Origin of the sequence: Aquabacterium sp. A7-Y (assembly GCF_026153205.1) — a bacterium.
Lineage (GTDB): Bacteria > Pseudomonadota > Gammaproteobacteria > Burkholderiales > Burkholderiaceae_C > Caldimonas.
In genome coordinates this window covers 1-25,364 of the sequence record NZ_JAPFBW010000044.1, presented here as the reverse complement: position 1 = coordinate 25,364, position 25,364 = coordinate 1, and the positions used below count along the sequence as shown (strand labels likewise).

The 25,364-nt window shown below is 69.2% G+C and carries 24 protein-coding genes, 2 tRNA genes and 1 riboswitch; of the genes, 13 read left to right on the top strand and 13 right to left on the bottom strand.

Annotated features, from left to right (window positions below; all coding sequences use genetic code 11):
- Positions 1–107 precede the first annotated feature (107 nt).
- Positions 108–1,502 (bottom strand): sigma-54-dependent transcriptional regulator, encoded by a 1,395-nt coding sequence (locus tag OOT46_RS27530; protein ID WP_265406828.1) that lies wholly within the window; start codon positions 1,500–1,502, stop codon positions 108–110.
- A gap of 160 nt (positions 1,503–1,662) precedes the next feature.
- Between OOT46_RS27530 and OOT46_RS27525 the strand changes: the two genes are divergently transcribed.
- The 9 genes from OOT46_RS27525 to OOT46_RS27485 all read left to right on the top strand — a co-directional run bounded on the left by OOT46_RS27525 (position 1,663) and on the right by OOT46_RS27485 (position 9,590).
- Positions 1,663–2,286: a DUF3455 domain-containing protein gene (locus tag OOT46_RS27525; protein WP_265406827.1), complete on the top strand. Its 624-nt coding sequence runs from the start codon at positions 1,663–1,665 to the stop codon at positions 2,284–2,286.
- 51 nt (positions 2,287–2,337) lie between these two features.
- Positions 2,338–3,147 carry a winged helix-turn-helix transcriptional regulator gene (locus OOT46_RS27520; RefSeq protein WP_265406826.1) on the top strand — a complete coding sequence of 270 codons (810 nt, stop codon included), beginning with the start codon at positions 2,338–2,340 and terminating at the stop codon, positions 3,145–3,147.
- A gap of 166 nt (positions 3,148–3,313) precedes the next feature.
- Positions 3,314–4,051 (top strand): winged helix-turn-helix transcriptional regulator, encoded by a 738-nt coding sequence (locus tag OOT46_RS27515; protein WP_265406825.1) that lies wholly within the window; start codon positions 3,314–3,316, stop codon positions 4,049–4,051.
- 164 nt (positions 4,052–4,215) lie between these two features.
- The gene (locus OOT46_RS27510) at positions 4,216–5,247 is read left to right on the top strand and encodes a LacI family DNA-binding transcriptional regulator (RefSeq protein ID WP_265406824.1); all 1,032 of its coding nucleotides are present in this window, start codon (positions 4,216–4,218) and stop codon (positions 5,245–5,247) included.
- Between the two features lie 140 nt (positions 5,248–5,387).
- Positions 5,388–6,074 carry a hypothetical protein gene (locus tag OOT46_RS27505; protein WP_265406823.1) on the top strand — a complete coding sequence of 229 codons (687 nt, stop codon included), beginning with the start codon at positions 5,388–5,390 and terminating at the stop codon, positions 6,072–6,074.
- The gene (locus tag OOT46_RS27500; protein WP_265406822.1) at positions 6,071–6,802 is read left to right on the top strand and encodes an RES domain-containing protein; all 732 of its coding nucleotides are present in this window, start codon (positions 6,071–6,073) and stop codon (positions 6,800–6,802) included. The genes OOT46_RS27505 and OOT46_RS27500 overlap by 4 nt, the downstream gene beginning before the upstream one ends.
- Positions 6,803–6,833: 31 nt before the next feature.
- On the top strand, positions 6,834–7,898 hold the full coding sequence (locus OOT46_RS27495; protein ID WP_265406821.1) for a zinc ribbon domain-containing protein: 1,065 nt from the start codon (positions 6,834–6,836) through the stop codon (positions 7,896–7,898).
- 102 nt (positions 7,899–8,000) lie between these two features.
- Entirely contained in the window at positions 8,001–8,615 is a 615-nt protein-coding gene (trhA, locus tag OOT46_RS27490) for a PAQR family membrane homeostasis protein TrhA (RefSeq protein WP_265406820.1), read from the top strand.
- A gap of 54 nt (positions 8,616–8,669) precedes the next feature.
- Entirely contained in the window at positions 8,670–9,590 is a 921-nt protein-coding gene (locus OOT46_RS27485) for a DHH family phosphoesterase (protein WP_265406819.1), read from the top strand.
- Here the strand turns inward: OOT46_RS27485 and OOT46_RS27480 are convergent.
- On the bottom strand, positions 9,560–10,093 hold the full coding sequence (locus OOT46_RS27480; RefSeq protein WP_265406818.1) for a M15 family metallopeptidase: 534 nt from the start codon (positions 10,091–10,093) through the stop codon (positions 9,560–9,562). The genes OOT46_RS27485 and OOT46_RS27480 overlap by 31 nt on opposite strands.
- A 38-nt stretch (positions 10,094–10,131) precedes the next feature.
- Positions 10,132–10,335 carry a hypothetical protein gene (locus OOT46_RS27475; protein WP_265406817.1) on the bottom strand — a complete coding sequence of 68 codons (204 nt, stop codon included), beginning with the start codon at positions 10,333–10,335 and terminating at the stop codon, positions 10,132–10,134.
- Between the two features lie 153 nt (positions 10,336–10,488).
- Here OOT46_RS27475 and OOT46_RS27470 point away from each other — a divergent pair, with 153 nt between their 5' ends.
- From OOT46_RS27470 to OOT46_RS27455, 4 genes are all read left to right on the top strand, one after another.
- On the top strand, positions 10,489–11,883 hold the full coding sequence (locus tag OOT46_RS27470; protein ID WP_265406816.1) for a DUF2252 domain-containing protein: 1,395 nt from the start codon (positions 10,489–10,491) through the stop codon (positions 11,881–11,883).
- Between the two features lie 107 nt (positions 11,884–11,990).
- Positions 11,991–14,867: a TonB-dependent receptor gene (locus tag OOT46_RS27465; RefSeq protein WP_265406815.1), complete on the top strand. Its 2,877-nt coding sequence runs from the start codon at positions 11,991–11,993 to the stop codon at positions 14,865–14,867.
- 179 nt (positions 14,868–15,046) lie between these two features.
- On the top strand, positions 15,047–15,448 hold the full coding sequence (locus tag OOT46_RS27460) for a BLUF domain-containing protein (protein ID WP_265406814.1): 402 nt from the start codon (positions 15,047–15,049) through the stop codon (positions 15,446–15,448).
- Positions 15,449–15,483: 35 nt separating this feature from the next.
- Positions 15,484–16,482, top strand: a complete 999-nt coding sequence (locus OOT46_RS27455) for a patatin-like phospholipase family protein (RefSeq protein ID WP_265406813.1) — start codon at positions 15,484–15,486, stop codon at positions 16,480–16,482.
- Between the two features lie 105 nt (positions 16,483–16,587).
- On the opposite strand, the gene OOT46_RS27450 is transcribed toward OOT46_RS27455, so the two are convergent.
- The 10 genes from OOT46_RS27450 to cysD all read right to left on the bottom strand — a co-directional run.
- The gene (locus tag OOT46_RS27450; RefSeq protein WP_265406812.1) at positions 16,588–16,977 is read right to left on the bottom strand and encodes a DUF2784 domain-containing protein; all 390 of its coding nucleotides are present in this window, start codon (positions 16,975–16,977) and stop codon (positions 16,588–16,590) included.
- A 1-nt stretch (position 16,978) separates the two neighbouring features.
- A complete protein-coding gene (locus OOT46_RS27445; RefSeq protein ID WP_265406848.1) occupies positions 16,979–18,070 on the bottom strand; it encodes a CapA family protein in 1,092 nt (363 codons plus the stop codon).
- Positions 18,071–18,255: 185 nt separating this feature from the next.
- A tRNA-Asn gene (locus OOT46_RS27440) sits at positions 18,256–18,331 on the bottom strand.
- A gap of 142 nt (positions 18,332–18,473) precedes the next feature.
- Positions 18,474–18,549: transfer RNA gene (locus OOT46_RS27435), tRNA-Asn, on the bottom strand.
- A 33-nt stretch (positions 18,550–18,582) separates the two neighbouring features.
- Positions 18,583–20,778, bottom strand: coding sequence for a TonB-dependent siderophore receptor (locus OOT46_RS27430; RefSeq protein WP_265406811.1), 2,196 nt, complete (start codon positions 20,776–20,778; stop codon positions 18,583–18,585).
- A 57-nt stretch (positions 20,779–20,835) separates the two neighbouring features.
- A riboswitch (TPP riboswitch) is annotated at positions 20,836–20,950 on the bottom strand.
- Between the two features lie 168 nt (positions 20,951–21,118).
- On the bottom strand, positions 21,119–22,237 hold the full coding sequence (locus tag OOT46_RS27425; RefSeq protein WP_265406810.1) for an NAD(P)/FAD-dependent oxidoreductase: 1,119 nt from the start codon (positions 22,235–22,237) through the stop codon (positions 21,119–21,121).
- A 21-nt stretch (positions 22,238–22,258) separates the two neighbouring features.
- The gene (gene fdxA / locus OOT46_RS27420) at positions 22,259–22,582 is read right to left on the bottom strand and encodes a ferredoxin FdxA (RefSeq protein ID WP_265406809.1); all 324 of its coding nucleotides are present in this window, start codon (positions 22,580–22,582) and stop codon (positions 22,259–22,261) included.
- A gap of 120 nt (positions 22,583–22,702) precedes the next feature.
- Positions 22,703–23,491, bottom strand: coding sequence for a uroporphyrinogen-III C-methyltransferase (gene cobA, locus OOT46_RS27415; RefSeq protein ID WP_265406808.1), 789 nt, complete (start codon positions 23,489–23,491; stop codon positions 22,703–22,705).
- 31 nt (positions 23,492–23,522) lie between these two features.
- On the bottom strand, positions 23,523–24,827 hold the full coding sequence (locus tag OOT46_RS27410) for a sulfate adenylyltransferase subunit 1 (protein WP_265406807.1): 1,305 nt from the start codon (positions 24,825–24,827) through the stop codon (positions 23,523–23,525).
- A partial coding sequence (gene cysD, locus OOT46_RS27405) for a sulfate adenylyltransferase subunit CysD (protein ID WP_265406806.1) occupies positions 24,827–25,364 on the bottom strand: 538 nt, incomplete at its 5' end. The genes cysD and OOT46_RS27410, both read right to left, overlap by 1 nt.

Genomic DNA, 25,364 nt, shown 5'->3' with positions numbered 1-25,364 from the left:
TGGCTGCAGCGGTCCATCGCGAAGGGGCATCGCCCGGACAGCTTGCGCGCAGCGATCTTAGGGTCTGCAGCGGCAAGGATTGTGATGAGGTGTGTGACCGGTCGATTTCACCCGCTCCGGCGGAAACGCGCCAGGTCGATGTTGTGCGCCTTCATCTTGCGGTAGAGCGCCGAGTAGTTGATGCCCAGTGCCTTGCAGGCCTCGCCGGCCGAGCCGCCGGCGCGGCGCAGTGCGTCCTCGATCAGGCCTTTTTCGACCGAGGACAGGGTGTTGTCGAGCAGGCGCTCGCCGCCGCCGGCCAGCGGCTGGCCCAGCGCCGGCTGGATGCCCAGCTGCACCTGCTCGGCGACGTTGCGCAGCTCGCGCACGTTGCCGGGCCAGTCATAGGCGAACAGCGCCTGCATCAGCTCGGGCCCGCAGCCGGCCACCGGCTGGTCGAAGCGCAAGGCCGCCTCCTGCAGGAAATGCGCGAACAGGGCCGGGATGTCCTCGCGGCGCTCCCGCAGCGCCGGGTTGCGCAGCGGCGCGACGTTGAGCCGGTAGACCAGGTCGAGCCGGAAGCGGCCTGCTTCGCTGAGGGCCTTGAGGTCGACCTTGGTCGCCGCCACCACCCGCAAGTCCACCGGGATGGAGCGGTTGGAGCCCAGCCGCTCGACCTGGCGCTCCTGCAGGACACGCAGCAGCTTGGCCTGCAGTTGCAGCGGCAGCGCCTCGATCTCGTCGAGGAAGAGGGTGCCGCCGCTGGCGTATTCGATCTTGCCGACGCGCGCCTTGGTGGCGCCGGTGTAGGCGCCTGCTTCGTGGCCGAACAGCTCGCTCTCGAACAGGGTGTCGGGGATGGCGGCGCAGTTGATCGCGACGAAGGGGCCCTTGCGGGTGCCGAACTGGTGCAGCGAGCGGGCGACCAGCTCCTTGCCGGTGCCGGTTTCGCCGAGCACCAGCACGTCGACCGGCGCCGGCGCGATGCGCAGGATGGCCTCGCGCAGCTCACGCACCGCGGGACTCTCGCCGCGGATCACGCTGGCGATGCCCAGCGCCTCGGCCAGCCGGCCCTTGAGGCAGCGGTTTTCGGTGGCCAGGCGGCGCTGCTGCCAGGCGCGCCGCAGCAGGCTGACCAGCTTCTCGATCGGGAATGGTTTTTCAAGGAAGTCGTAGGCGCCCTTGCGGATCGCCTCGATCGCGATCGGGATGTTGCCGCGTGCGCTCAGGACGATGACCGGCAGCTCAGGGTCCTGGGACTGGCACTCGGCCAGGACCTCCAGGCCCGACATGCCGGGCATCATCATGTCGGTCAGCACCACGTCGGGCTGCAGCAGGGTCAGCCGGGCTACCGCCTCGCGCGGCTGGCGGAAGGCGGAGACCTTGAAACCTTCGTCGCTCAGCGACTCCGACAGGATGCGCGAGAAGTCCTTGTCGTCCTCGGCCAGCAGCACGTGGCAGCCCTCGGGGGGCAGGGCGGGGCAGGCAGTGCCGGCCTGCCCGGGCTCTGGAGCAAAGGACATACAAGCTCGCGGCGGGCTGTTCTGGTGCGGCCCATTATCGGCACGCGAGGCGCGCGGCCGCTTGCTCTTGCATCCCGATACACGGGCATTGAACAGTTTCGATGCCGCCGTGACCAAGCCGTGTGCGCCTGCGGGGGCGCCGATGGCGGAGGTGGTGAGGATGGAGACGAAACAGCATCAGCAGCCGGTGGGTGCCGGTGTCGGGGCCAGCTTCCCGGCCTTGCCAGGCCGCGTTGCCTGGCGGCTGCCGACGCGCTGGGCCGGGCTGCTGGGGGCCGGGCTGTTGGCCAGCGTCTGGGTCGCCGGCGAGGGCGTGGCGCGTACGCAGAGCGCCGGCGAAGGGCTGCGCCCGCTACTGAAGCTGCAGGCGGTCGGCGTGCGCGTCTACCAGTGCGCCGCCGAAGCGCGCGGCAGGGTGGAGCCCGCCTGGGTGCGGGTTGCGCCAGAGGCGCTGCTCTTCAACGAGCGGGGCGCCCACGTCGGCACCTTGTATGCCGGGCCGGGCTGGCAACCGACCTGGCAGTGGGCCGATGGCAGCGCGGTCGTCGCCACCGCACTGCCCGCCCAGGACGGATACGCGTGGTTGCCGGTCACGCAGGCCAGCCCTGCCGGCAGGCTGGCCGGTGTCAGCGCGATTGCGCGGCTGCAGATCGACGGCGGTGCCGCGCCGCAGACGGCCTGCGATGTCGCCCATGCGGGGCAGGAGGTGCGCATCCCGTTCAGCGCGAGCTACCACTTCTACGGCGCCGGCGCTCCCCCTAATCTGTACCCCTCCCGGCGGTGAACCGGTGGCGCCCTGTGGTTCCTTAACGTGAACAACATCACGGGAGCCACCATGTACTTCTCCAATCCTGCCAATGCGGACGAGATGGCCACTGCCGCGGACGGGCCGGCGGACGGCGTGCGGATCGCCCTGCTGTTCAGACAGCGTTCCCTGCAAACCCTGGTGCTGGATGCGCTGGCTTCGGCCGGGCTGCAGGGCGAGCCCTGCGCCGACACCCCTGCCTTGCTGTGCGCGCTGAGGCACCAGACCTATGACGCGGTGCTGCTGCAGGACGATGAAGAACACGCGCCGCTGTGCCTGGCGATGCTGCAGGCTCAAGGGGCTTGTGGCCTGCCATGCATCGTCGTCGGGACGTCGGGTGGCGACGGCGTGGCACGCGCGCTGCAGCACGGCGCGAGCGACTATGCCGGGGTCGTGAGCGACGGCGCGGAACTGCTCTCGCGTCTGCAGGCGCAGTTGCTGCTGCGGCGCAGCAGCGCCGAGCGCGCGCGCCTGGAAGTGGCCGGCTACGTGCTCGACGCCCGCACCCAGGTGGTCGCCAGCGGGGACGGCGAGGTGGGCCTGACCGGTCGGGAGTTCGCGCTCGCTTGGGCGCTGTTCGCCAACTCGGGTCGCACGGTCAGCCTGCCGGCACTGGGGGCCCAGGTCTGGGGCCGCTCGGCGGAGGTCTGCAAGCGCACCATCGAGCAGCATGTCTACAAGCTGCGGCGCAAGCTGGGCGCCGTGGGCCTGGCCGGCGTGCGGATCCAGGCGGCCTACGGGGTCGGCTACCGGCTGGACATCGACGAAGGCCGTCCGGCAGCTCGCGCGTCCGGTGTCACGCCCGCCTACGTTTCTCCTGGAAAGCTTTCGGTTCAGTGAGACGCTTGAAACCTTCCTTCAACAACCATCTTGCAAACGTTTTCTATTCTTGTCGGGTGGGAGTACCGCAACACGGAGGACGAGCGATGTGGAAGCGAACATCCAGACGGGTGCCGAAGGCCGTCTCTGCAGGGGGCGCCATGACGGCGCCCGGCGGCAGCAGCTCATGAGGATCGCCCTGTTGTTCCGGCAGCGCGCCCTCGAGGCCCTGGTGCTGGATGCCTTGGCTTCCGCCGGGCTGCAGGGCGAGCCCTGTCCCGACACCGCGGCCTTGTTGAGCGCGTTGCGGCGTGAGTCTTTCGACGCCGTGTTGCTGCAGGACGATGAGGAGCTGGCGCCGCTGTGCCTCGCGATGCTCCGTGCGCAGGGCGCCTGCGTGCTGCCGTCCATCGTGGTCGGAACGCCGGGAGGCGACGGGCTGGCGCGTGCGCTGCAACACGGCGCGAGCGACTATGCCGAGGTCGATGCCGACGGCAGCGTGCTGCTCTCGCGCCTGCATGCCCACCTGCTGTGGCGGCGCAGCAGCGCCGAGCGCTCGCACCTGGAGGTGGCGACCTACCGGCTCGACGCACGAACCCAGGTGCTGTCGAGCCGGGATGCCGAGGTCGGGCTGACCGGGCGGGAGTTCGCACTGGCATGGACCCTGTTTGCCAATACCGGCCGGGTCGTCAGCCTGCCCGCACTGGGCGCGCAGGTGTGGGGACGTTCCGCCCAGGTGGGCAAGCGCACCGTCGAGCAGCACGTCTACAAGCTCCGGCGCAAGCTCGCCCGCGCCGGTCTCGCCGGGGTGCGTATCCAGGCCGCTTATGGCGTGGGCTACCGGCTCGACATCGACGAAGGCTACCAAGGCGAAGGCGGCGGCAGACCTGCAGATCTTCCTCCTCAAAAGCTTTCCATTCAGTGAGTGCCACGGATGTTGGGTCTCGAAGGGCTGGTAAACGTCTGCATGTTCCTCGTCGGTGTGGACAAGCGGGCCGGGCGCCCTGACTCCGTCTGGCCGGGCCGGGGCCGCGGCGGCCGTCGATACAATCGCGCCGCACCGGCTCGTGGCCGGCGCCTCACCCGACCATGAACACCAAAGCCCCGCGCTCGCGCCCCGCCTCCGGCTCCGTCACCACGGTGGAAGTGGCCCGGGCTGCGGGCGTCTCGGTGGCGACCGTGTCGCGTTTCCTGAGCGGCGCCAACCCGGTGTCCGAAGCGAAGCGCGAAGCGATCGAGGCGGCCATCGCCCAGCTCGACTTCAAGCCCAACCTGCTGGCGCGCAGCCTCAAGCGCGGCCGCTCGATGACGGTGGGGGTGCTGACGCAGGACGTCAACAGCCCGTTTTTCACCGAGACCGTGCTCGGCGCCGAGTCGGCCCTGGAGGGCACCGGCTACGAGCCGCTGATCGCCAGCGTGCACTGGAATCCCAAGCAGGAGGCCGACCGTATCCGCCGGCTGATCGCGCGCAAGGTGGACGGCGTGCTGGTGCTGGTTGGCAGCCTGCCGGATGCGCAGTTGCTGCGCCTGGCCGAGGACGTGCCCATCGTCGCGACCGGCCGCCACCTGCGCTCGCCGCGGGCCTGGGGGCTGCGGCTGGACAACGAGCAGGGCGGCTATCTCGCGACCCGCCACCTGCTCGACCTGGGCCACCGGCAGATCGCGCACATCCAGGGCCAGGCCGACAGCGTCGATGCCCGCGATCGGGTGGCCGGCTACCGCCGTGCCCTGGAGGAATTCGGCCTGCCCTACGACAAGCGGCTGGTGATGCAGGGCAATTTCAGCGAGACCGGGGGCCTGCTCGCGATGAACCGCTTGCTCGACGGCGGGCACAGCTTCACCGCGGTTTTCGCCGCCAACGACCAGACCGCCTACGGCGCCCGGCTGGCGCTCTACCGGCGCGGCGTGCGGGTGCCCGAGGACGTCTCGCTGATCGGCTTCGACGATCTGCCGGCCTCGGTGTTCACCACGCCGCCGCTGACCACGGTGCGGCAGCCGATGTTCGACATCGGCAGGCTGGCTGCCCGGGTGCTGGTGCAGTTGATCGAGGGTCAGCGGCCCGAGGTCGAGCTGCCGGGCCTGAGCCTGGTGGTGCGGGAGACCACCGGGCGGCTCAGGTAGGGCTGCCTGCAAGCCCGGGGAGGGCAGGCGCTTACAAAGTGACGGCCCGGCGTCTCGCCGGGCAGGCATGCTGGTGCCGCGGGCCGCTGCCCGCGCTCCTTTCCCCGACCGCCCGCGCCTGTGGGCTGCAAAGGCCGAGCATGACCGTTTCCTCCCGAAAAAATGCCCCCGCTCCGGCGTCACCCGCCGAGGACGACGAGCGGCACTGGTCTGATTTCCTTGTGGCCCTCGACGCCCGCCTGCCTCCTGCCGGGCGGGCGGTGCTGCGGGCCTGCGCACTGGAAGCGCAGCAGGCCCTGGGCTCCGAGGCGGGCAGTGGCCGGTCGTTTCCCGCCGCCCTGCGGGCGGTGCTGCCGGTCCCGGCGGCTGCGAAGCGGCGGCCGGCAGCCCGGGTCGTGCCCGAGGCGGTGCCTGCGCTGCTCGAAGCGGTGTCGCCCCAGGACGCTGCCCGCTCGCTCGGCACGAGTCCGGAGGCGGTTCGCCGCCAGCTCGCCTCCGGCGAGCTGCTGGGGTGGCGGCCGAGCCGGGGTGCCAGGTCGGTGCAGCTGCCGCGTTTCCAGTTCGAGCTCGCGGTGCCGCGCAAGGCCGTATCGGCACTGGTCACATTGTTCCGGGGGCAGGGCGCCGAGCCTCAGCTGGAGAGTTTCCTGCGGGCCGCCGATGCCGCCCTGGCGGGGCTGTCCCCGGCCGAGGTGCTGGCGGCGAAGGCGCTGCGCCTGAGTGACGCGGAACCGCGCCAGGGCGAACTGCTGGCGGCCCCGGCCGGGCAGCGTCTGGCGGCCGTGCTGGCGGCGGCGCGGGCCTACCTGGCGGACCTGAGGACATGAAGGCCGACCTCAGCAGCAAGCGGCGCCGCGCGTCCCCGGCCGATGCCCTCGACCCCCGCAGCCTGCTTGAAGCGCAGGCCTGGCTGGGGCGGCGCCGGGTGGACTTGGTCGGGCTGCCGGCCGGATCCGTCCTGCACCGGGTGTGCCGCCCCGACGCCTCGCCACTGGCGCCCGCTCCCGCTGCCTGGCGTGATGGCCGGCTGGACCCGCCGGCAGGCCGCAAGGAGCGGTATGGGGTGCTGTACACCGGCGGCAGCCGGCTGGGCGTGTGTGTGGAGGCACGCCGGCTGGTGCACTCGCGCCTGAGCGACGGCCTGGAGGTGAGCCAGCCGCTCGCGCCCGGCCGGCTCTGCACCCTGGTCACGCGCGCGCCCTTGCTGCTGGTGCACCTGGACACGCTCTACAACACCCTGCTGTTCCGCTGCCCCGAGAGCCAGCGCGGCAACTACGCCTTGTGGCAGCAGGTCTCCTGGCGCGTCTGGAGCGCGGTTCAGCGTCATCCGCTGGCCTTCGCCCCGGTGGCCGGCATCGCCTATCGCTCTTTCCACCGCCACAGTCCGTGCCTGAACGCGGCGATCTTCGACGACTGGGTGGACAGGCTCGACGTGGTGGGCCGGCCCCGCGCGATCACCGCGCGCCTGATGCAGGAGGTGCTGGCCGAGGACGACGGACGGGCACCGCCGCACCCCGACGGTGCCACCGAGGGGCGGGTCGCGGCACACTCATAATCCCCCGGGCACACAGCAAGGGGTGAGAAAAATGAGCAAGGCACTGCGCCTGTCCGAAAAGTGGTTCCGTCGCGGCCTCTGGCTGGTGGCGCTGGCCTTCGCCGGCTTCCTGATCGGCCTGGGCGGCACCGTGGTCGAGAACCTGCCCAGGGTCGAGCAGACCTACACCACCGAAAACTTCATCGATGCTGCGGCGGCCAAGGCGGCGCGCGCTGCGCTGGCGAATGCGCAGGCGGCCCAGGAGGAGGCCAGCCAGAAGTTGGAGCAGCTGGAGCTGCAACGCCAGGCGGCGCACAGTGACGTGCAGTCCGCCCGCGAGACCTTCACCAACTGGCTCGCGACGCGGCGTGCCACCGAGCGTGCCGAGCAGGACCCGGAGCTGCTCGCCCGCACCCGCAAGCTTGACGAGCTGCGCGCCGCCGAGCGCCGCGCGCAGGCCCGCGTGCAGGAGCAGCAGCAGGTGCAGCTCGACGCCCGTCAGGCCGAGCAGCGCACCCGCCAGGCGTTGCAGGCCCTGGAAGACGCCGCTCGCGAGCAGCTGGAGGTGGCCTGGCGCCAGCAGGAGCTGCGGGTCTTTCTGTACCGCCTGGCGCTGACCCTGCCGCTGCTGGTGGTCGCCGGCTGGCTGCTGGCGCGCAAGCGCGGCAGCATCTACTGGCCCTTCGTCTGGGGTTTCGTGTTTTTCGCCGGCTTCGCGTTTTTCGTCGAGCTGGTGCCCTACCTGCCGAGCTACGGCGGTTTCGTCCGCTACGTCGTCGGCATCATCGTCACCGTGCTGATCGGCCGGCAGGCCATCGTGGCGCTGCAGCGTTACCTGGAGCGCCAGCGCCAGGCCGAGCAACTGCCTGACTCGCAGCGCCGTGAGGAGCTGCCCTACGACCTCGCGCTGGCGCGCCTGGCCAAGAGCGTCTGTCCGGGCTGCGAGCGCGCGGTGGACCTGAAGGATCCCGCCAACGACTTCTGCCCGCATTGCGGCATCGGCCTGCACGACCACTGCGGCCATTGCCGCGCCCGCAAGAGCGCCTTCTCGAAGTTCTGCCATGCCTGCGGCACGCCGGCCGCGGCGCTGGCGCAAGCCGCCCCTTCAGAGGGATGACACAAACGATGGGCACCCTGCTTCTTGGGGATGGTCTCGGCGTCTTCGAGCCGCTTCAATGAACCCCACCGACCCTCCCTGGCCGTCGAAGGAGCAGCAGCGATGTACCCCGGTGAACGACTCAACAGCTACACCCACCTGGCCGGCCTGGCGCTGGCCGGCGGCGGCGCCGTCCCCCTGGTCGAGACGGCTGCGCACCAGGGGGACGTCTGGAAGCTCGTGAGCTTCAGCGTCTTCGCGGCCACCATGGTGCTGCTCTACGGAGCGTCGACGCTCTACCACAGCGTGCGCGGCGCCAGCAAGGCCTGGCTCGCCAAGGCCGACCACTGCGCGATCTTCCTGCTGATCGCCGGCACCTACACGCCCTTCACGCTGGTCACGCTGCGCGGGCCCTGGGGCTGGACCTTGTTTGCGCTGGTGTGGCTGCTCGCCCTGGGCGGCATCGTGAAGGAGCTGCGCAAGGGGCCGGACACCGAGCCCTGGGTGCCGCTCTACCTGCTGATGGGCTGGCTGGGTGTGGCCGCGGCGGTGCCGCTGGCGGAGCGGCTGTCGTCCGGCGGGCTGGCCTGGCTGGTGGGCGGGGGCGGGCTCTACAGCATCGGCGTGGTCTTCTACGCGAAGAGTGAGGCCTGGCGGCATGCCCATGGCATCTGGCACCTGTTCGTGCTCGGCGGCACCGCCTGCCACTACGTCGCGGTGCTGCGTTTCGTCGGCTGAGACCAAAGCCGGGGCCGGGCAGCGAAGGCCGCTGCCGGACGCTACCATGCACAGATGAAGCTGTTCACGCACACCTTGCCCGTTTCCGCGGCACCCGACCGCAAGGACCCCCGCCCCCTCGTCATCTACCACGGCCGCTGTCCCGACGGCTTCGGCGCGGCGCTCGCCGCATGGCGGTTTTTCGAGGGGCAGGCCGAGTTCCAGGGCTTCGAGCACCGCCAGGAGCCGCCCGATGTCAGCGGCCGCGCGGTCTACATCCTCGACTTCTCCTTCCCGCTCGAGGCCATGCTGAAGCTCGACGCCCAGGCCGCTAAGTTGGTGATGTTGGACCATCACAAGAGTGCGGCCGACAAGCTGAGCGGTTTTTCCTGTCGTTGCGGCGCGATCCATTTCGACATGAAAAAGTCGGGCTCGCGGCTGGCCTGGGAGTTTTTCTGCCCCGACACGCCGCTGCCTGATCTGGTGCGCTACATCGAGGACCGCGACATCTGGAAGTGGGAGTTCCCGGAGAGCCGGGCCTTCCTGGCGGCGCTGGACATGGAGCCGCAGGACTTCGCCCGCTGGTCGCAGATGGCCGACTTCACGCCGCAGCAGCTGCGCGAGTTCACCGAGCGCGGCCGCGCGATGGACGAGAAGTTCAACCGGCTCGCCGAGGACATCGCGGCGGCGGCACTGCCCATCCGCTTCAACGGGGTCGAGGGCTTGATGGTCAACGCGCCGGGTGTCTTCCACAGCGACATCGGCAACCTGCTGGCCGAGCGCTGTGGCAGCTTCGCGCTGCTCTGGAACATCGCCAGCAGCGGCAAGGTCAAGGTTGGCCTGCGCTCGGTGGGTGAGTTCGACACCATCCCGCTGGCCGAGAGCATGGGCGGCGGCGGCCACCGCAATGCCACCGGATTCGTGATGGAGGTGACGCGCCTGCCCGAGCTGCTGTCGGGCGAGTTTCAGGCGCAGCCGTCGCCGGAGGCGACGTAACACCAGTGCCAGGGCTCGTAGAGGTAGCCCCCGGCGTTGCCGCGCGGGTAGGACAAGGTGAAGCCGTGGACCTCGGCATGCCGGGCCAGCCACCCGAAGGCGGCGGTGGTTTCGAAGGCCGTCTCCAGTGGCGGGCTGCCCGGCGTCGCGACGTCGACCGCGCGCCCGCTGTGGTGCTCGCTGTAGCCGGGCGGCGCATTGACCGCCAGGATGCTCTCGATGGAGGCGCCGGCGTGCAGCTTGCGCCGGATGATGTCGGCCTGGCGCTCGATGCTGCGGAAGGCGGACACCAGGTAGAGCACCACGCCGTCGGCCGCGGCCATGGCTTTCATGCGCTGCCAGGCTGCCGCGGCGGCGGGTACCAGCAGGAACTCCCGGCCTTGCTCCGAGACCTCGGCCACGGCCAAGGCGCCCGCTTCCTCGAAAACCTGCAAGCCGCGTTCGGCAGGCAGGGAGGGCGGGATGCCGAGCTCCTCCGCCAGGGCCCGCAGGCGCCGGGGCAAGGGGCCAGGCGGGCCGGGCCCGCGCGGTGGGCGGGTGCTTAACTTTCGGCGCCGCACTGCGGCTTGCAGACCTGCTCGGTGCGCCCCAGCAGCCGGCGGGTCATCAAGGCCGCCGGTGGCCGGTGCCGGCCGCAGAAGAAACAGGAACGGATCTGGCCCAGGCCGCTGAACGGCGAGCCGGCGGACTTGGAGTGATAGCGCAGGCCGCTGTCGGCGATCTGCGTGACCTCGGGTTTGCTCAAGAGGCTTCCCTCCCTCGTGTAAGCCTGTGGATCGTCAGTCCGCGCCGGGCATTCGCGCCCGGCAACGAGCCTGCTGCAGACTAGCACTGTTTGATGACAAATCCCGTCCTTCAAGCTCGGGGGTCGGGCAAACCCCGCCCCCATGTATCCACGATGAAACACACCACAGACCACCTGATCGGCCGCGGCAGCCTGCAGCAGCGCCGCGAGCAGGGCCGCGCCGCCCGCAAGCAGTGCCCGCGTTCGGCACTGGGCCGGCACGAGGCCGGGGGCCGCGACGCACTGGCACTGCTGGCTCAGGCCGACCCGGGCCGCGTCGCCGAGCTCTTGCCGCTGCGCTACGGCCGCATGCTGGCGAGCCCGTTCGCGTTTTTCCGCGGCGCCGCGGGCGTGATGGCGCACGACCTGGCACGAGGGCCGCGCTGCCCCATCGAGCAGCAGATCTGCGGCGATGCGCATCTGGGCAACTTCGGCCTTTTCGCCAGCCCCGAGCGACGCCTGCTGTTCGGGCTGAACGATTTCGACGAGACCTTGCCGGGCCCTTTCGACTGGGACCTGAGGCGCCTCGCGGCCAGCGCGGTGGTGGCGGCGCGGGAGCGCGGTTGCCGGCGCGACCAGGCCGAGGACATCGTGCGCACGCTGCTCGACACCTACCACGAGCGCATCCTGGCCTTCGCCGAGATGGACACCCTCGACGTCTGGTACACCCAGGACACTGCCGAGAGCCTGCTGCGCCTGGGCGGCGTCAACCGGCACGAGCGCGAGGCCATTGACAAGGCACGGCGTAAAGGGTCGCGCCAGCTGGTGAAGGAAGCGGTGGACTGGGTGCCGGGGCCCGCCGGCCCGGAGATGCGCATCAAGGACGAGCCGCCCTGGGTCTACCACCACGCCGGTGCCACCGAGCGCGAAATCTCTGCCTTCGAGCAGGGCATCGAGAAGTTCCTGATGCAGTACCGCGGCAGCCTGGCCGAGGACAGGCGGGTGCTGTTCGACCGCTATGAGCTGATGGACGTGGCGGTGCGGGTGCCGGGTGTCGGCAGCGTGGGGCGCCGGTGTTTTGTCGCGCTGTTCGCGGCCGACGGCCACCATCCGCTGTTCCTGCAGATCAAGGAGGCGCGCGAATCCGCGCTGGCGCCCTGGCTGGGCGCGCCAGCCCAGCCGCACAACGGCCGGCGTATCGTCTTCGGGCAGCGCCTGTGCCAGGCGGCCAGCGACATCTTCCTGGGCTGGGCGTCGAGCAAGGCGCTGGGGGCCGAGTTTTACGTCCGCCAGCTGCGCGACATGAAGGGCCGCCTGGACCTGGAGGACTTCGACGCGGGCGACCTGGGCGAGTACGCGGCCGCCTGTGGCTACGCGCTGGCACGGTCGCAGGCCAAGGCCGGCGATCCGGCCCGGATCGCCGGGTACATCGGCAAAGGCCAGGCCTTCGACGACGCGGTGGTTGCCTACGCCCTGGCCTATGCCGACCAGACCGAGGCCGACCATGCGGCACTGGTCGCCGCGGTCCGGGCCGGTCGCATCGAGGCGATGACGGAGGAGGGCGGCTGAGGCGCCTCGGCGGATCCGTGGGTCACGGGGCACACACAAGGTAACCGGGATGGACAGGGTGCACTTTTAGGATGGGCCCGGATTGGGTTGATCGAAGAGGCTGCACCATGAGAGACAACACCCGATTCCAAGGCCGGGCCGTGGCCGCCTGCGTTGCCGTGCTGTGCGGCGGCACCACCCCGGTGGCCCTTGCCCAGGTCAGCAGCGCCACCTTGCGAGGGGTCGTCAGCGCCGACGGCAAACCGCAGGCCCAGGCGGGCATCACCGCCACCCGTCTCGCCACCGGCCAGACCGCGCGCACCACCAGCCGCAGTGACGGCAGCTACGTGCTGACCGGCCTGGCGCCGGGCGAGTACCGCATCGAGGCGCAGGCCAGCGGCTTCCCCGGCACCTCGCAGCGGGTCGTGCTGCAGGTGGGACAGGCGGCGTCGCTGAACCTGCAGGTCTCGACCCAGCCGGTCTCGCTGCAGGCGGTGACGGTGACCGGCTCGCGCCTGGTCGAGAACAAGACCTCGGAGGTCGGCACCTATGTCACGCCGCGCCAGATGGAGCGGCTGCCTCAGGTGACGCGCAACTTCCTCAGCTTCGCGGAGCTGGCGCCGGGGGTCAGCTTCACGACCACCGACGACGGCAGCACGCGGCTGCAGGGCGGGGCGCAGCGTGCCACCGGCGTCAACGTGTTCATCGACGGCGTGAGCCAGAAGAACTACGTGACCCAGGGCGGCATCAGCGGGCAGGACTCCAGCCGCGGCAACCCCTTCCCGCAGTCGGCGATCAGCGAATACAAGGTCCTGACGCAGAACTACAAGGCCGAGTACGACCAGCTCACCAGCGCCGCGATCACCGCGGTGACCAAGTCGGGCACCAACGAGTTCCACGGCGACGTGTTCGTCGATCACTCCCAGGGCAGCTGGCGCGCCTCGACGCCAGCCGAGAAGGAGGCCGGCAAGAAGGTCGACAGCAAGCAGACGCAATCCGGCCTGACCCTGGGCGGCCCGATCGTGAAGGACAAGCTGCACTACTTCATGGCCTTCGAGCGCAAGGACAACCGCGATCCGCAGGCGGTGACCCCGGGCGAGCACGCCACCGTGGAGGACGTGCCGCCGGCCTACCGCGGATTGCTCGGCCCGGTGAACGTGCCTTTCAAACAGGACCTGCTGTTCGCCAAGCTCGACTGGAGCGTGGACGACGCCAACCAGCTGGAGCTGTCGCTCAAGTACCGCGACGAGCGCGAGACGACCAACCTCAAGGGACAGGCCACCGAGCCCTGGTCGACGCACAAGAACAACGACGAGACGCGGGTGGCGCTGAAACACCAGTACAGCGCCGACGATTGGGTCAACGAGGCGCGCCTCAGCTATGAGCGCTCCTACTGGAACCCCAAGGCGGCCACCCTGGGGCCGGGCCTGCAATTCACGACCGGGTGGGACAAGGGCAACGCGCAGCCGGTGCTCAACGTGGGCGGCGGCGAGGACTTCCAGAAGAAGGGCCAGAAGGGCTACGCCCTGCAGGACGACCTCACCTTCACCGACATCGAATGGCGCGGCCGCCACATCGTGAAGACGGGCATCAAGCTCAAGTCCATCACCGTCGACGCGCAGGAGCAGCAACCCTATAACCCGCAGTACTTCATCGACGTCAACGGCAACGGCGATCCCTACAAGGTGCACGCCGGCATGCCGCTGACCGGCGTGGGCGACGGCTCGGCACGCTCGCGCAACCTGCAGCTGGGCCTCTATGTGCAGGACGACTGGGAGGTCAACGAGCACCTGACGCTCAACCTGGGCCTGCGCTGGGACTACGAGCGCAGCCCGAGCTATCTGGACTACAAGACGCCGGCCGACGTGGTCACCGCGCTGACACAGACCCCGTATGCTGCGAATCTCGCTGCCGGCGGCGTGAACGTGCAGGACTACATCAGCGACGGAGGGCAGCGCAAGCCCTTCAAGAAGGCTTTCCAGCCGCGGCTGGGGTTCTCCTGGGACTTCGAGGGCGACCAGCGCAGCGTCCTCTATGGCGGGTACGGCCGCGCCTACGACCGCAACATCTTCGACTTCCTGCAGCTGGAGCGGACCAAGGGGACGTATGCAAAGCAGGAAATCGTGTTCGGCCCCGGCGAATGGAAACCAGAGTACTACACCCCAGAGGGCTTGGCCGAGCTGCTGGCCAGCCGCTCTGGTGGCGCGCGCGAGATCGTGCTGATGCACAACAAGCTCAAGGTGCCGCACTCCGACCAGTTCAGCCTGGGTTTCCGCAAGGCGCTGGGCGAGTGGAACACCGACATCGGCGTTTCGCATGTGCGCAGCAAAAACGGCTTCACTTTCCTGCTGGGCAACCGTCGAGACGGGGGGCGGTTTTTCGACCCGGGTACCGTTTGGGGGGCGCCGTCCACCTATCACGTCCCGGGCTACGGATCCCTGATCCTCGGCACCTCCGGCCTCGAAACCCGCACCACCGCCCTGTTCCTGCAGGCTCAGAAGCCCTACACGCGCTTGAGCGGCTGGGGCCTGACGGTGGCCTACACCTACGCCCATGCGCGTGAAAACCGTGACTTCGAGCAGCACTACTCGCTCGACTACCCCGACCTGAAGGGCTACGGCTGGAAGCCTTCCTCCTCGGTGTCCAAGCACAAGCTGGTTGCGGCCCTGGTCCAGGACCTGCCGTGGTGGGGCCTGGAGGGCTCGGTGCGGCTGAGCTATGCGTCGGGCCGGCCCCAGTACTACATCAACGAAAGCCGCGGCGAGGGGCAGTTTTTCATCGACCAGCTGGAGCGCGGCAGCACCCGACAGGTGGACGTCGCGCTCGGCAAGGAATTTCCGGTGCGAGAGGGCATGAAGCTGCGCCTGCGGGCCGATGTCCTGAACCTCTTCAACGCGCGCAACTACGCCCGCTACAAGACGACGGCGGAGGAATTCGGCCGGCCGGACGGCTCCCTGGCGGGACCACCCCGCACCGTGAAGGTGACCTTGGGCGCCAGCTGGTAAGGCGCTGTCCCCTCAGGCCCCTCGGGCAGCCGCAGGTATCGGCGGGGCGCCCCGCGGGCCGGCGCATCCTTTGCTCCGCTACGGAGCCGCGCCGCATCGCGCGACGACCTGCACGAGCGCGGGCCGCCGCAGCACCGTGACAGCGCCCTCTCCAGTGCCGAGGGAGACCTTGCACACAGATGAAAGATCTACAGCGCCTCTTCTACGTGAGCCGCGTCGCTGCCGGTTTCTCGGAACCGCAGCTGAAGCTCCTGCTGGCGCAGTCGCGCATGCGCAATCGACGCGGCGATGTGACCGGTGCGCTGGCCTGGTCCGGGCGTCATTTCGCGCAGGTGCTGGAAGGCCGGCGTGATGCGATCGAGACGCTGATGGCTTCGATCGTCGCCGATCCCCGCCATCGCGAGCTGAAGGTCGTCTTTACCCAGCCGGTGCAACAGCGTCGCTACGGCGCCTGGACCATGGGCTATGTGGAAGGTTTCGGTGCCAGCGAGCAGATCGAGGCGCTGCTGGCGGATCCCTCGCCCGACGCCGCCCGGGCGGAGGACTTCGAACTTCGGCTTTTTGCCGACCCGGTGCTCTGACGCCGCTGACCCGAGGGAACTGCATGCCCGCCCTGATGATTGATCTGGCCCTGCAGGGCGGCGGTTCGCACGGGGCCTACACCTGGGGCGTGCTGGATCGCCTGCTGGAAGACCCCGACCTTCAGATCGAAGGCATTTCGGGCACCTCGGCGGGAGCCATGAATGCGGCGGTCCTCGCGAGTGGCTGGGCCGAAGGCGGCGCGGCGGGCGCGCGCGCGGCGCTCGACGCCTTCTGGCTGGAGATCGGTCATGCCGCGCTGCTGAGCCCGTTCCGCCGTGGCCTGCTCGATATCCTGCGGGGCCGCTGGACCGTGGACAGCTCACCGGGCTACCTTGCCTATGACATCGCGGCGCGCCTGGTGTCGCCCTACCAGGTCAATCCCGGCAACCTGAACCCGCTGCGCGCCATCCTCGACCGCACCATCGATTTCGCGCGCCTGATGCGGGGGCCGATCAAGCTGTTCATCGCCGCGACCAATGTGCGCACCGGCCAGGGCCGCATCTTCCGCAACGCGGAGCTGACGCCCGACGTGCTGCTGGCCTCGGCCTGCCTGCCCAATCTGTTCCAGGCCGTGGAGATCGACGGCGAGTCCTACTGGGACGGCGGCTACTCCGGCAACCCGACCTTGACGCCGCTGGTGCGCCAGTGCGGCGCGCGCGACACGGTGATCGTGCAGATCAACCCGGTGGAGCGTCCCGGCACGCCGCGCGACGCACGCGAGATTGCCAACCGGATCAATGAGGTGTCCTTCAACGCCACCTTGCTGAAGGAGTTGCGCATGATCGCCGTGCTGCGCGGTGTGGCCAATCCCGGTGTCTGCGAGGGGGCGGCCTGGGCCGAGATGCGCATCCACCGCATCACCAGCCCGGCACTCGCCGAGCTGGGTTTCTCTTCGCAGCTGAACGCCGAGCAGCCGTTCCTGACCCTGCTGCATGCCGAGGGCCGCCTCTCGGCCGACGCCTTCATCACGGCCCATCGCGACGATCTGGGCAAACGCTCGACGCTGGACCTGGACGCCTTGCTGGAGGAGTGAGCGCGGCCGGCCGGCGCCTGCACCGCGGTTGCCGCTGGCGCGCCTTTCGGGCTATTTCGCGGCTGGGGACGGGGTGTACCAGGTGCGCGTCGCCTTGCCTCCCGTTCAATGCCGGCCGTGCCGGCGCGTGAAAAGCCAGGCCGCATACAGGCCCAGGTTGATGAGGGCGACCGTCACGCCGAGGACGATCTGCAGCTCCCGGGTCAACGCCGCCGGATAGATGAGAGGCAGCAGGTAGTGCTCGATGAAGTCGCTCCCGTAGCCTTGCCCCCCGCCCAGCCGGCGCAAGCGGTTCTCCAGCGGCGTGAGCGGACACCCCTGCCCCCAGAGTTCGACATAGGCGGCCCAGAGCACGGCCGGCAGGTGGATCCAGACCAGGCGGGGCCAACGCCAGAGCAACCCCGCGCCGACCACGGCGAAGGCGATGAAGGCGAGGTGCAGCAGCACGACCGCAGCGGCTGCCCCTGCATACAGGGAGGGCGGCAGCGTCGACATCTCAGCGCCACAGGAGACGCCAGCGCGTCTGCGAAGCCGTTTCCAGACGGGTGCCGAGGGCCCGGCAGCCGGGCGCCAGCAGCTGGTGCAGCCACTGCAGCGTCTCGGCCGTCGGCTGCCTCAGCCGGAAGCGGCGCAGCTCGAACGGCAGGATCTCCAGCCCCTGCACGCGGCCGTCTGCGCCCGACAGCGTCGCGGCATACAGGCAGCCGACGTCCGAGCGCAGCCGGCCGCGCGGGGCGATGCCTTCGTAGTCGTTGATCAGGTCACCGCAGCCGTAGAGGATCAGCTTGCCGGCGTGCACTTCGATCGGCAGCGGATGGTGCGACGAGTGCCCATGCACCACGTCCGCGGCGCCAAGATCGATGAGCCGGTGTGCGAAGCCGCGGTGCAGTTCGGGGAGGTCCTCGACCCAGTTCTCGCCCCAGTGCAGCGACACCAGCACACGGTCGTTTCGGCGGCGATGGCGCTCCACGCAGGCACGGACGCCTTGTGCGTCGCTTTCATTCAACTGCGGCAACAAGGCGATGCCGGGGCGCTCGGCCGTGGCTTCCCACTCGGGCGCTACGCCGCTGCTGGGTGTGGCGAAGGCGAACATCAGGAGGCGCTCGCCATGGGGCAGCGGCAGGACGGCAGGGGCCCGGGCCTGCAGCGCGTCCAGTCCGGCGCCGGCGCTTGCGATGCCGGCCGCCTGCAGCGTCTGCAAGGTGTCCTTCAATCCTTCGGCACTCCAGTCGAGCACATGGTTGTTCGCCAAGGCGCATGCGTCGATGCCTGCGGCTGACAAGCAAGCGATGTGTGCGGGATTCATGCGGTAGTGGATGCGCTTGCCTGCCCACGGCGTACCGGATACGGTGATCGCCGTTTCGAGGTTGACGATACGCAGGTCGGGGGCGAGGCCTTCGATCTCGGCCAAGGCATCGCCCCAGGGGTCTTGAGGCCTCATCGGTGCGGCGATCGGCCCGTTGGCCCGCTCGGCCAGCCGCACATAGCCGCGTGCATCGAGCACCCAGGGTTCGTACAGTTCGGGCGACACCGGCTCGGGCATCACTTGGTCGATGCCGCGGCCGGTCATCACGTCGCCGGCGAGCAGGAGCTTGATCGTGTCCGTAGGGAGGTGGCCTTGATGCGGTGGCGTGGCCGCGGTCCGAGTCGCGGCTCGCTCGTTCGCATCATGGTACGCCGGATCAGCCTCTGCTCGCAGCAGAGGGATGTGGATCCGGCCCGGCCAGTAAAAAGGCCTCGCATCGCTGCGAGGCCTTTTTACCAAGCTGTTCTTGGCTCCCCGACCTGGGCTCGAACCAGGGACCTACGGATTAACAGTCCGGCGCTCTACCGACTGAGCTATCGGGGAAGGAGGCGTGAATCCCGGCTCTGTGCTCTTTCTCTCGCTCTACCGCCCCAGGAGAGAAAAAGCCCTGCGGATCGCTTGAGTTAGAAGCGGCCGCAAGGCCTGTGCTGGAGCCCTGCCTTCGGCTGGCAAGGCTCTCGATGTTTGGCTCCCCGACCTGGGCTCGAACCAGGGACCTACGGATTAACAGTCCGGCGCTCTACCGACTGAGCTATCGGGGAATCGAGTCCGAGATTATAGACAGAATGTTTTCATCACTGCAAGTCAGTTTGCAGCGAAACAAAAAACGTCCGGGGCGCCATCGGGTAGAGGTAGACGTGATCGAACATGAAGGGCGACTCGCGCCAGGCCTTCTTGTCCGTCACGTTCTGGATGCCGGCGCGCCAGCGCAGCTGCTGGCCCTGCCACTTCTGCTCGTGCACCAGGCCGAGGTCGTAGCGGGTCCAGCTGGGGAGGTGAATCTCGGGGAGGTCCTCCGGAACCCGATCGTCGGCAGCCAGCCGCTTGCCTTCGTGGGTAAGGCTAGCCAGCAGGCTCAGGCCATTGACGCCGGGCACTCGGTAGCGCGCCTGGGCCTTGAAGGTCCGCTTCGGCACATTGATCGGTTCGCGGCCGTTCAGTCTGGCTGTCTGGCTGCCCTGGATCTCCGCGTCGAGCAGCATCAGGCTGCCGTCGAATTGCCACTGACGCCAGCGCAAACCGGCGGTGGCTTCCAGCCCGCGATGGCGGTCGCTGCCGTCGAAGCGTTCGGCGCAGCCTCCCTCTTCTTCGATGCACGCGGTGCGGGGGCGGTCGATATCGAACAGGTTCACTCCCCAGTCGAAACCGGGCGTGCTGGCTTTGAACCCCACTTCGACTTGCCGGCTCTTCATCGGAGGAAGCGACTGCCCCGGGTTGGTGTAGCGGTCTGTTCGATTCGGTACCACCTTGGACTCAACGCCGCGGCCCCAGCTGACATAACCGAAATGGTGCGGCAGGAACTCGTAGCTGAGGGCTGCCCAAGGAGTCGTAAAGGACTGCTTGTAGTCCGTGGGGTTCGACCCGTCGGTGCCGATACTCTCGCGGTGGATACGCGTGTGCCGGAGGCCCAGCCATGCGCTCCACTGGGGCGAGAGCTGAATGGCATCGCGGGCGTAGAACTCGGTTGAGCGCTCCGTGCGGTTGGTGTTAGGGGAGGTCGCGCCGTTGGAGGGCAGCACCATGGTGTTGCCGTCGACGGTGCCCTTGCCGATGATGTCCGGGTCGTCTGGTGCCGCCGGATCACGCGATGGGGTATAGATCTGCGGTTCGAAGCGGGCCTTGAAGCGAGTCAGCAGCACGCCGGTCGCCAGTTCATGCTTCAGCGGACCGGTCGTGAAGCGACCGTCGGTAAACAAGTTCAATGCATCGGTGCGCCGCACTTCGTTGTCGCTGATGAACTCATAGAGATCGAAGCTGCCATCGGAGCAGTAGCGGTGCCACACGACCTCACTGGTGCATCCGAAGGCGTACGCGAGCCGGTCGTCCGTCTCCAGCCGCTGCACGCCATAGTGCGCGGTGAAGCGCCATTGCGGACTGAATCGATGCTGCAAGCGCAGCGACCCAGTGTTGCCCTCCATGATCACCGGCTGCGTCCACGGCTGGTTGTTCAGGTTGATGCGCGGGTTCACCGGCTCGGGCAGCCGGTCGCCCAGCAGGCTGAACCCCGGCTGGCTCGGCTGGCTGCGTTTGCTGGTCTCGAACTCGGCTTCGAGCACGGTGTCGGGGGTGAGGCGCCAGTCGCCGGCCACCGCCAGCAACTTGCGGTGGCCCTGGTCGTCGTGCAGGTGGCTGTCCAGGCGCTCGAAGGCGGCATTGACGCGCAGGCCGAAGCGCTGGCTGTCGCCGAAACGCTCGCCGACGTCGGCCGCGACGCCAACGGTGCCGGGACTTTCATACCCGAGCTCGATGCTGCGCACGCGCCCCTCGGGCCGCTTGACGACATAGTTGACCAGGCCGCCCGGGGCGCTGGTGCCGGCCTGGATGCCGCTGGTGCCCTTGAGCAGCTCGATCGCGGCCTTGTTCTGCAGCGGGATCGAGGTCTCACCGCTGATGGGCAGGCCGTCGCGGCGGTAGTTGTAGCGGTTGTCCAGGACGAAGCCGCGCACGCTCAGATAGTCCCAGTAGCCCTCGGAGTTGTACGAGTCGCTGACGCTCGCATCGAGCTGGGTCAGGTCGGACAGGCGGGTCAGGCCGCGGTCCTTCAGCTCGTCCAGCGGCACCGTCCTCGCCTGCAGCGGCGTGCGAACCAGCGGAACGTCGCCGAACCCCGCGACGCCGGAGCGCGAGGTGGGTGCCTGGCCGCGCACCGTGACGCCGGGCAACTCGGTCTGGCCCGGCGTGCTCTCCTGGGCCAGGGCGGCCGCAGGGCCGAGCAGGCAGACGAGCGCCACGGGGCTGAGGCGGTAGGTCGGTCTTGGTTGGGATGCCATCGTGCAGTCCTTGTTCGATGGCAGGGCGGCGTCGGCAGACGCCCGGGTGTCACTCAGGCCGCGTGCAGACAGCTTCCCTGCGCGAGGATTACCTCAATCAGGTTCGAAGGGTCTCTCTCAGTCGGACCCTCGTTCGCCCGCAGGCGAAGGCCCAACACCCCCAGCAAAGTGCGCCGGCCGCTAGTGAGGCGGCCGGCGCAGCGCGGATTATCGTCGTGGTGCCGCACATCCTGCCACGCCTGAAGGCAAAAAAGCCCGCTCTCGGCGGGCTGGGGGGGTGAACCTGTCTTGCCTGGCAGCTCGTGGTTCTCTCAGTCGGGATTTCCCCGAGCTTTGAGCTTCAATCGTCGAAGACCGGGGTCTCGACGCCCAGCACCTTGTGCAGCTTCGGGCTGGTGGTCGTGTACTGCAGCTGCACGCGCCGGTCCGGGAAGACATAGGGCGCGGCGCCGAAGGCGGCCAGCGCGGCCTCGTGGAAGCCCGAGAGGATCAGCTTCTTCTTGCCAGGGTAGGTGTTGATGTCGCCGACACCGAAGATGCCCGGCACGCTGGTCTCGAACTTCTCGGTGTCCACCACCAGCTGGCGGCGCTCCAAGGCCAGGCCCCACTGGGCGATCGGCCCGAGCTTGGGGCTGAGCCCGAAAAACACCAGCAGCATGTCCAGCGGCACGAGGCGGGTGACACCGTCACTGCCGGTGATCTTGAGTCCTGTGAGCCGCCCGTCCTGCTCCTGCAGGCCGGTGGCCTGGCCGATGATCAGCTGCATCTCGTGCGCCTCGCACAAGGCTCGCATGCGCGAGACCGAGGCGGGCGCGGCGCGGAAGTCGTCGCGCCGGTGGATCAGGATGACGCTGGCGGCGCGGTGCGGCCCGTCCTGCGCGAAGGTCAGCGCCCAGTCCAGCGCCGAGTCGCCGCCGCCGATGATCACCAGGTGCTTGCCGGCGAACTGCGCCGGGTTCCTGACCCGGTAGAAGAGCTGGGAGCCCTCATGGCGCTCGATGCCTTCGACTTTCAGCGTGCGCGGCTGAAAAGCGCCGACGCCGGCCGCGATGAACACCGTCTTGCTGACGAAGCGGCTGCCACGCGAGGTCTCGATGTCGAAGCGTCCGTCCTCGCGCCGGTTCAGCCCGGTGACTTCCTGCCCCAGATGGAAGGTGGCGCCGAAGGGCTCGATCTGCTCGAGCAGGCGCTCGGTCAGCTCCTTGCCGGTGCAGCGGGCCAGCGCCGGAATGTCGTAGATGGGCTTGTCGGGGTAGAGCTCGATGCACTGCCCGCCGGGGTAGCCCAGCGAGTCGATGACATGGGCCTTGATCTCCAGCAAGCCCAGTTCGAAGACCTGAAACAGGCCCACCGGGCCGGCGCCCACGATGACGGCGTCGGTCTCGACCGGGTCGCCCTGTGGCGCGCCGGCGGCGCTGGCCGCGGCGACGGGCAGGGCAGCATCCTCAGGCGTCGCCATCGCGGGTGCCCCGGCCTTCGATCAGCGCTGCAGTTCCGGCAGCTTGCCGGTCTTGTCCTTCCACTCCTCGGCGTCAGGCAGAGCGGCCTTGCGTTTGGTGATGCTGGGCCACTGCTTGGACAGGTCGGCGTTGAGCTTGATGAAGTGCTGCTGGTCGCCGGGGACGTCTTCTTCGGGAAGGATGGCGTTGACGGGGCACTCGGGGATGCACACCGCGCAGTCGATGCACTCGTCCGGGTCGATCGCCAGGAAGTTGGGGCCCTCCCGGAAACAGTCCACCGGGCACACGTCCACACAATCGGTGTACTTGCAGCGGATGCAGGCCTCGGTCACTACGTGGGTCATACGGGTCTCGTCTGTGGTTGACAGTGGGTTGCCGGCGCCCTTCGGGGGCGTCTTGGGCGCAGGCGGTGCGGCCGCCGGCTGGGCCGGTCGCCGTTCATTCGCCCGAGCAAGCCGGCGATTTTAAAGCTTGAGGGATTTCACGGGGTCGCCTTGGTGTCTCATGACGTCGCAGGCGGCCTCTTCGGCCGGCGTGTCGGGACCATGTTCCGGCGCTGGCGGCACCGCGCGGGCCCCGGCGCCGACGATCACCACCGTGGGCCGGCCGACATGCAGCACGCTGGCCTCGGGCAGGGTGGCGACGCTGTGATCGCTTTGCAGCTGGTCGGGCCAGCCCGCGCGCGAGACCACGCTGACCGCGGTGTCGGCGGCCCAGCCGGCCTCACGCAAGCGGCGCGACAGCGCGGCCAGCTGCTTGCCGGCCATGTAAAACACTTCGGTGTCGGCGCTGCGGCTGGCATGCAGCTCGCCGCTGCGTGTCATGGCGGTGGCGAAGCTGACGCTGCGGCCGCTGCCGCGTCGGGTCAGCGGGCGCTGCGAGCCGGCGGCAGCCGCGAGGGCCGCCGTGACGCCGGGCACCACTTCGGCCTCGAGGCCGGCGGCGGCGACTGCTTCGAGTTCCTCTTCCAGCCGGCCGAATACGCTGGGATCGCCGCCCTTGAGGCGCACCACCAGGGCGACCTCGCGCGCATGGCGAACCAGCAGGGCGTTGATGGCCGCCTGGCCGGTGCTGTCGGAATAACCGCGCTTGCCGACATGCAGCCAGCACGCGCCTGGGGCCAGCTCGCGCAGGGCCGGGTCGGTCAGGGCGTCGAACAGCACCACGTCGGCCTGCGCCAGCAGGCGCGCGCCGCGCAGCGTGATGAGGTCGGCTGCCCCCGGCCCGGCACCGATGAACGCGACCTTGCCCATGCCCTGCTCCTTTGCAGACCGCCCTGGCGGCTCAGAGCGCCGAGCTTACCAGCAGCGCGCCGCTGGTGCGGTTGCTGCTCGGGTCGACGATGATCAGCGAGCCACCGACCCGGTTCTCCTGGTAGGCCTCGACCGGCAGCGGCTGCTGGGTTTCGACGACGACCTTGCCGATGTCGTTGACCGCGAGCTCGTGCGTGTCGGTGGCCGACAGCGTGTGGATGTCGAGCCGGCTTTCGATGCTGGCGATGCGCGCCTGCACCCAGCGGTTGCCGTGGCGCACCCAGTACTTGCGGCCCACCACGGCCGGCTCGGTGTCGAGCCAGGCCAGCGTGGCCGAGAAGCGGTTGCTTTCCTTGACCGACTGCGGCGTGGCGATCCAGTCGCCGCGCGAGACGTCGATCTGGCGGTCCAGCACGATGCCGGCCGATTCGCCGGCTTCGCAGCTGGCGACCACTTCGCCGGCCCGGCGCACCTCGGCGACCGTGGCGATCTGTCCGCTCGGGAACAGCTGCACGGTGTCGCCGGCCTTCACGCTGCCGTGGGCTATGCGGCCCCACAGCGTGCGCGGCTGGTTGCCGGTGCCTTCGCCTTCGCGCGCCACGTACTGCACGGGCAGCAGCAGGTTGCCGGTCTTGCGCTCCTGGGTGGTGGGCAGCGATTCGAGCAGCTGCAGCAGCGAGGGGCCGTCGTACCAGTCGGCGTCGAGCGGGGCGGTGACGTTGTCGCCGCGCAGCGCAGACACCGGGATGATGCCGGCGACCTGGATGCCCGCCTGTGCGCAAAAGCCCACCAAGGCCTCGCGCACCGCCTCGAAGGCGGGGCCGGGCTGCTCGACGGCGTCGAGCTTGTTGACCGCGAAGACGATGCTGGGCACGCGCAGCAGGTGGGCCAGCAGCGCGTGACGGCGCGTCTGCGCCAGCAGCGCCACCGGCTGCGCGGCGGTGTCGAGCTTGGTGATGTCGACCAGCACGACGGCGGCATCGCTGCCGGCGGCCGCCGTCACCATGTTGCGGGTGTACTGCTCGTGACCGGGGGCGTCGGCGATGATGAACTTGCGCGTCTTGGTCGCGAAGTAGCGGTAGGCCACGTCGATCGTGATGCCCTGTTCACGTTCGGCCTCCAGGCCGTCGGTCAGCAGCGACAGGTCGATGGGCTGGCCGGCGGCGCGCTTCTCCAGCGTGTCGAGCTGGTCGGCCAGGATGGCGCGGCTGTCGAACAGCAGGCGGCCGATCAGCGTGCTCTTGCCGTCGTCCACGCTGCCGGCGGTGAGGAAACGCAGGGCGCGGTGGTCGGCCTGCTGCGCCGCCTGGGGAGTGGTTTGTACTGCGGCAGACATCAGAAATATCCTTCTTTCTTGCGGCGCTCCATCGAAGCGTCCGAGGTGCGGTCGTCCATGCGCGTGGCGCCCCGCTCACTGACAGTCACGGTGAGCGTCTCGGCGACGATCTCGGCCGGGGTTGCGGCCGGGCTCTCCACCGGGCAGGTGCAGGTCATGTCGCCCACGGTGCGGAAGCGCACCTGCGCGGTCTCGACCGTCTCGCCCGGCTGCACCGGCGTCACGTCGGTCAGCGGCACCAGCAGGCCCTTGCGGCGGATCACCTCGCGCTGGTGCGTGTAGTAGATGTGCGGCAGCGGGATGTTCTCGCGGGCGATGTAGAGCCAGACGTCGAGTTCGGTCCAGTTGCTGATCGGGAAGGCACGCATGTGCTCGCCCGGCTTGATGCGCGTGTTGAAGAGGGTCCACAGCTCGGGACGCTGCTCCTTGGGCTGCCATTGGCCGAAGCTGTCGCGGTGCGAGAAGATGCGTTCCTTGGCGCGGGCTTTTTCCTCGTCGCGGCGGGCGCCGCCGATCAGCACGTCGAAGCGGTGCTCC

Bases quoted from the DNA above. Each gene is read 5' to 3' on its own strand.
- OOT46_RS27530 (WP_265406828.1), bottom strand. From the start codon at position 1,502: ATGTCCTTTGCTCCAGAGCCCGGGCAGGCCGGCACTGCCTGCCCCGCC.
- OOT46_RS27525 (WP_265406827.1), top strand. From the start codon at position 1,663: ATGGAGACGAAACAGCATCAGCAGCCGGTGGGTGCCGGTGTCGGGGCC.
- OOT46_RS27520 (WP_265406826.1), top strand. From the start codon at position 2,338: ATGTACTTCTCCAATCCTGCCAATGCGGACGAGATGGCCACTGCCGCG.
- OOT46_RS27515 (WP_265406825.1), top strand. From the start codon at position 3,314: ATGAGGATCGCCCTGTTGTTCCGGCAGCGCGCCCTCGAGGCCCTGGTG.
- OOT46_RS27510 (WP_265406824.1), top strand. From the start codon at position 4,216: ATGAACACCAAAGCCCCGCGCTCGCGCCCCGCCTCCGGCTCCGTCACC.
- OOT46_RS27505 (WP_265406823.1), top strand. From the start codon at position 5,388: ATGACCGTTTCCTCCCGAAAAAATGCCCCCGCTCCGGCGTCACCCGCC.
- OOT46_RS27500 (WP_265406822.1), top strand. From the start codon at position 6,071: ATGAAGGCCGACCTCAGCAGCAAGCGGCGCCGCGCGTCCCCGGCCGAT.
- OOT46_RS27495 (WP_265406821.1), top strand. From the start codon at position 6,834: ATGAGCAAGGCACTGCGCCTGTCCGAAAAGTGGTTCCGTCGCGGCCTC.
- trhA (WP_265406820.1), top strand. From the start codon at position 8,001: ATGTACCCCGGTGAACGACTCAACAGCTACACCCACCTGGCCGGCCTG.
- OOT46_RS27485 (WP_265406819.1), top strand. From the start codon at position 8,670: ATGAAGCTGTTCACGCACACCTTGCCCGTTTCCGCGGCACCCGACCGC.
- OOT46_RS27470 (WP_265406816.1), top strand. From the start codon at position 10,489: ATGAAACACACCACAGACCACCTGATCGGCCGCGGCAGCCTGCAGCAG.
- OOT46_RS27465 (WP_265406815.1), top strand. From the start codon at position 11,991: ATGAGAGACAACACCCGATTCCAAGGCCGGGCCGTGGCCGCCTGCGTT.
- OOT46_RS27460 (WP_265406814.1), top strand. From the start codon at position 15,047: ATGAAAGATCTACAGCGCCTCTTCTACGTGAGCCGCGTCGCTGCCGGT.
- OOT46_RS27455 (WP_265406813.1), top strand. From the start codon at position 15,484: ATGATTGATCTGGCCCTGCAGGGCGGCGGTTCGCACGGGGCCTACACC.
- OOT46_RS27450 (WP_265406812.1), bottom strand. From the start codon at position 16,977: ATGTCGACGCTGCCGCCCTCCCTGTATGCAGGGGCAGCCGCTGCGGTC.
- OOT46_RS27430 (WP_265406811.1), bottom strand. From the start codon at position 20,778: ATGGCATCCCAACCAAGACCGACCTACCGCCTCAGCCCCGTGGCGCTC.
- OOT46_RS27425 (WP_265406810.1), bottom strand. From the start codon at position 22,237: ATGGCGACGCCTGAGGATGCTGCCCTGCCCGTCGCCGCGGCCAGCGCC.
- fdxA (WP_265406809.1), bottom strand. From the start codon at position 22,582: ATGACCCACGTAGTGACCGAGGCCTGCATCCGCTGCAAGTACACCGAT.
- cobA (WP_265406808.1), bottom strand. From the start codon at position 23,491: ATGGGCAAGGTCGCGTTCATCGGTGCCGGGCCGGGGGCAGCCGACCTC.
- OOT46_RS27410 (WP_265406807.1), bottom strand. From the start codon at position 24,827: ATGTCTGCCGCAGTACAAACCACTCCCCAGGCGGCGCAGCAGGCCGAC.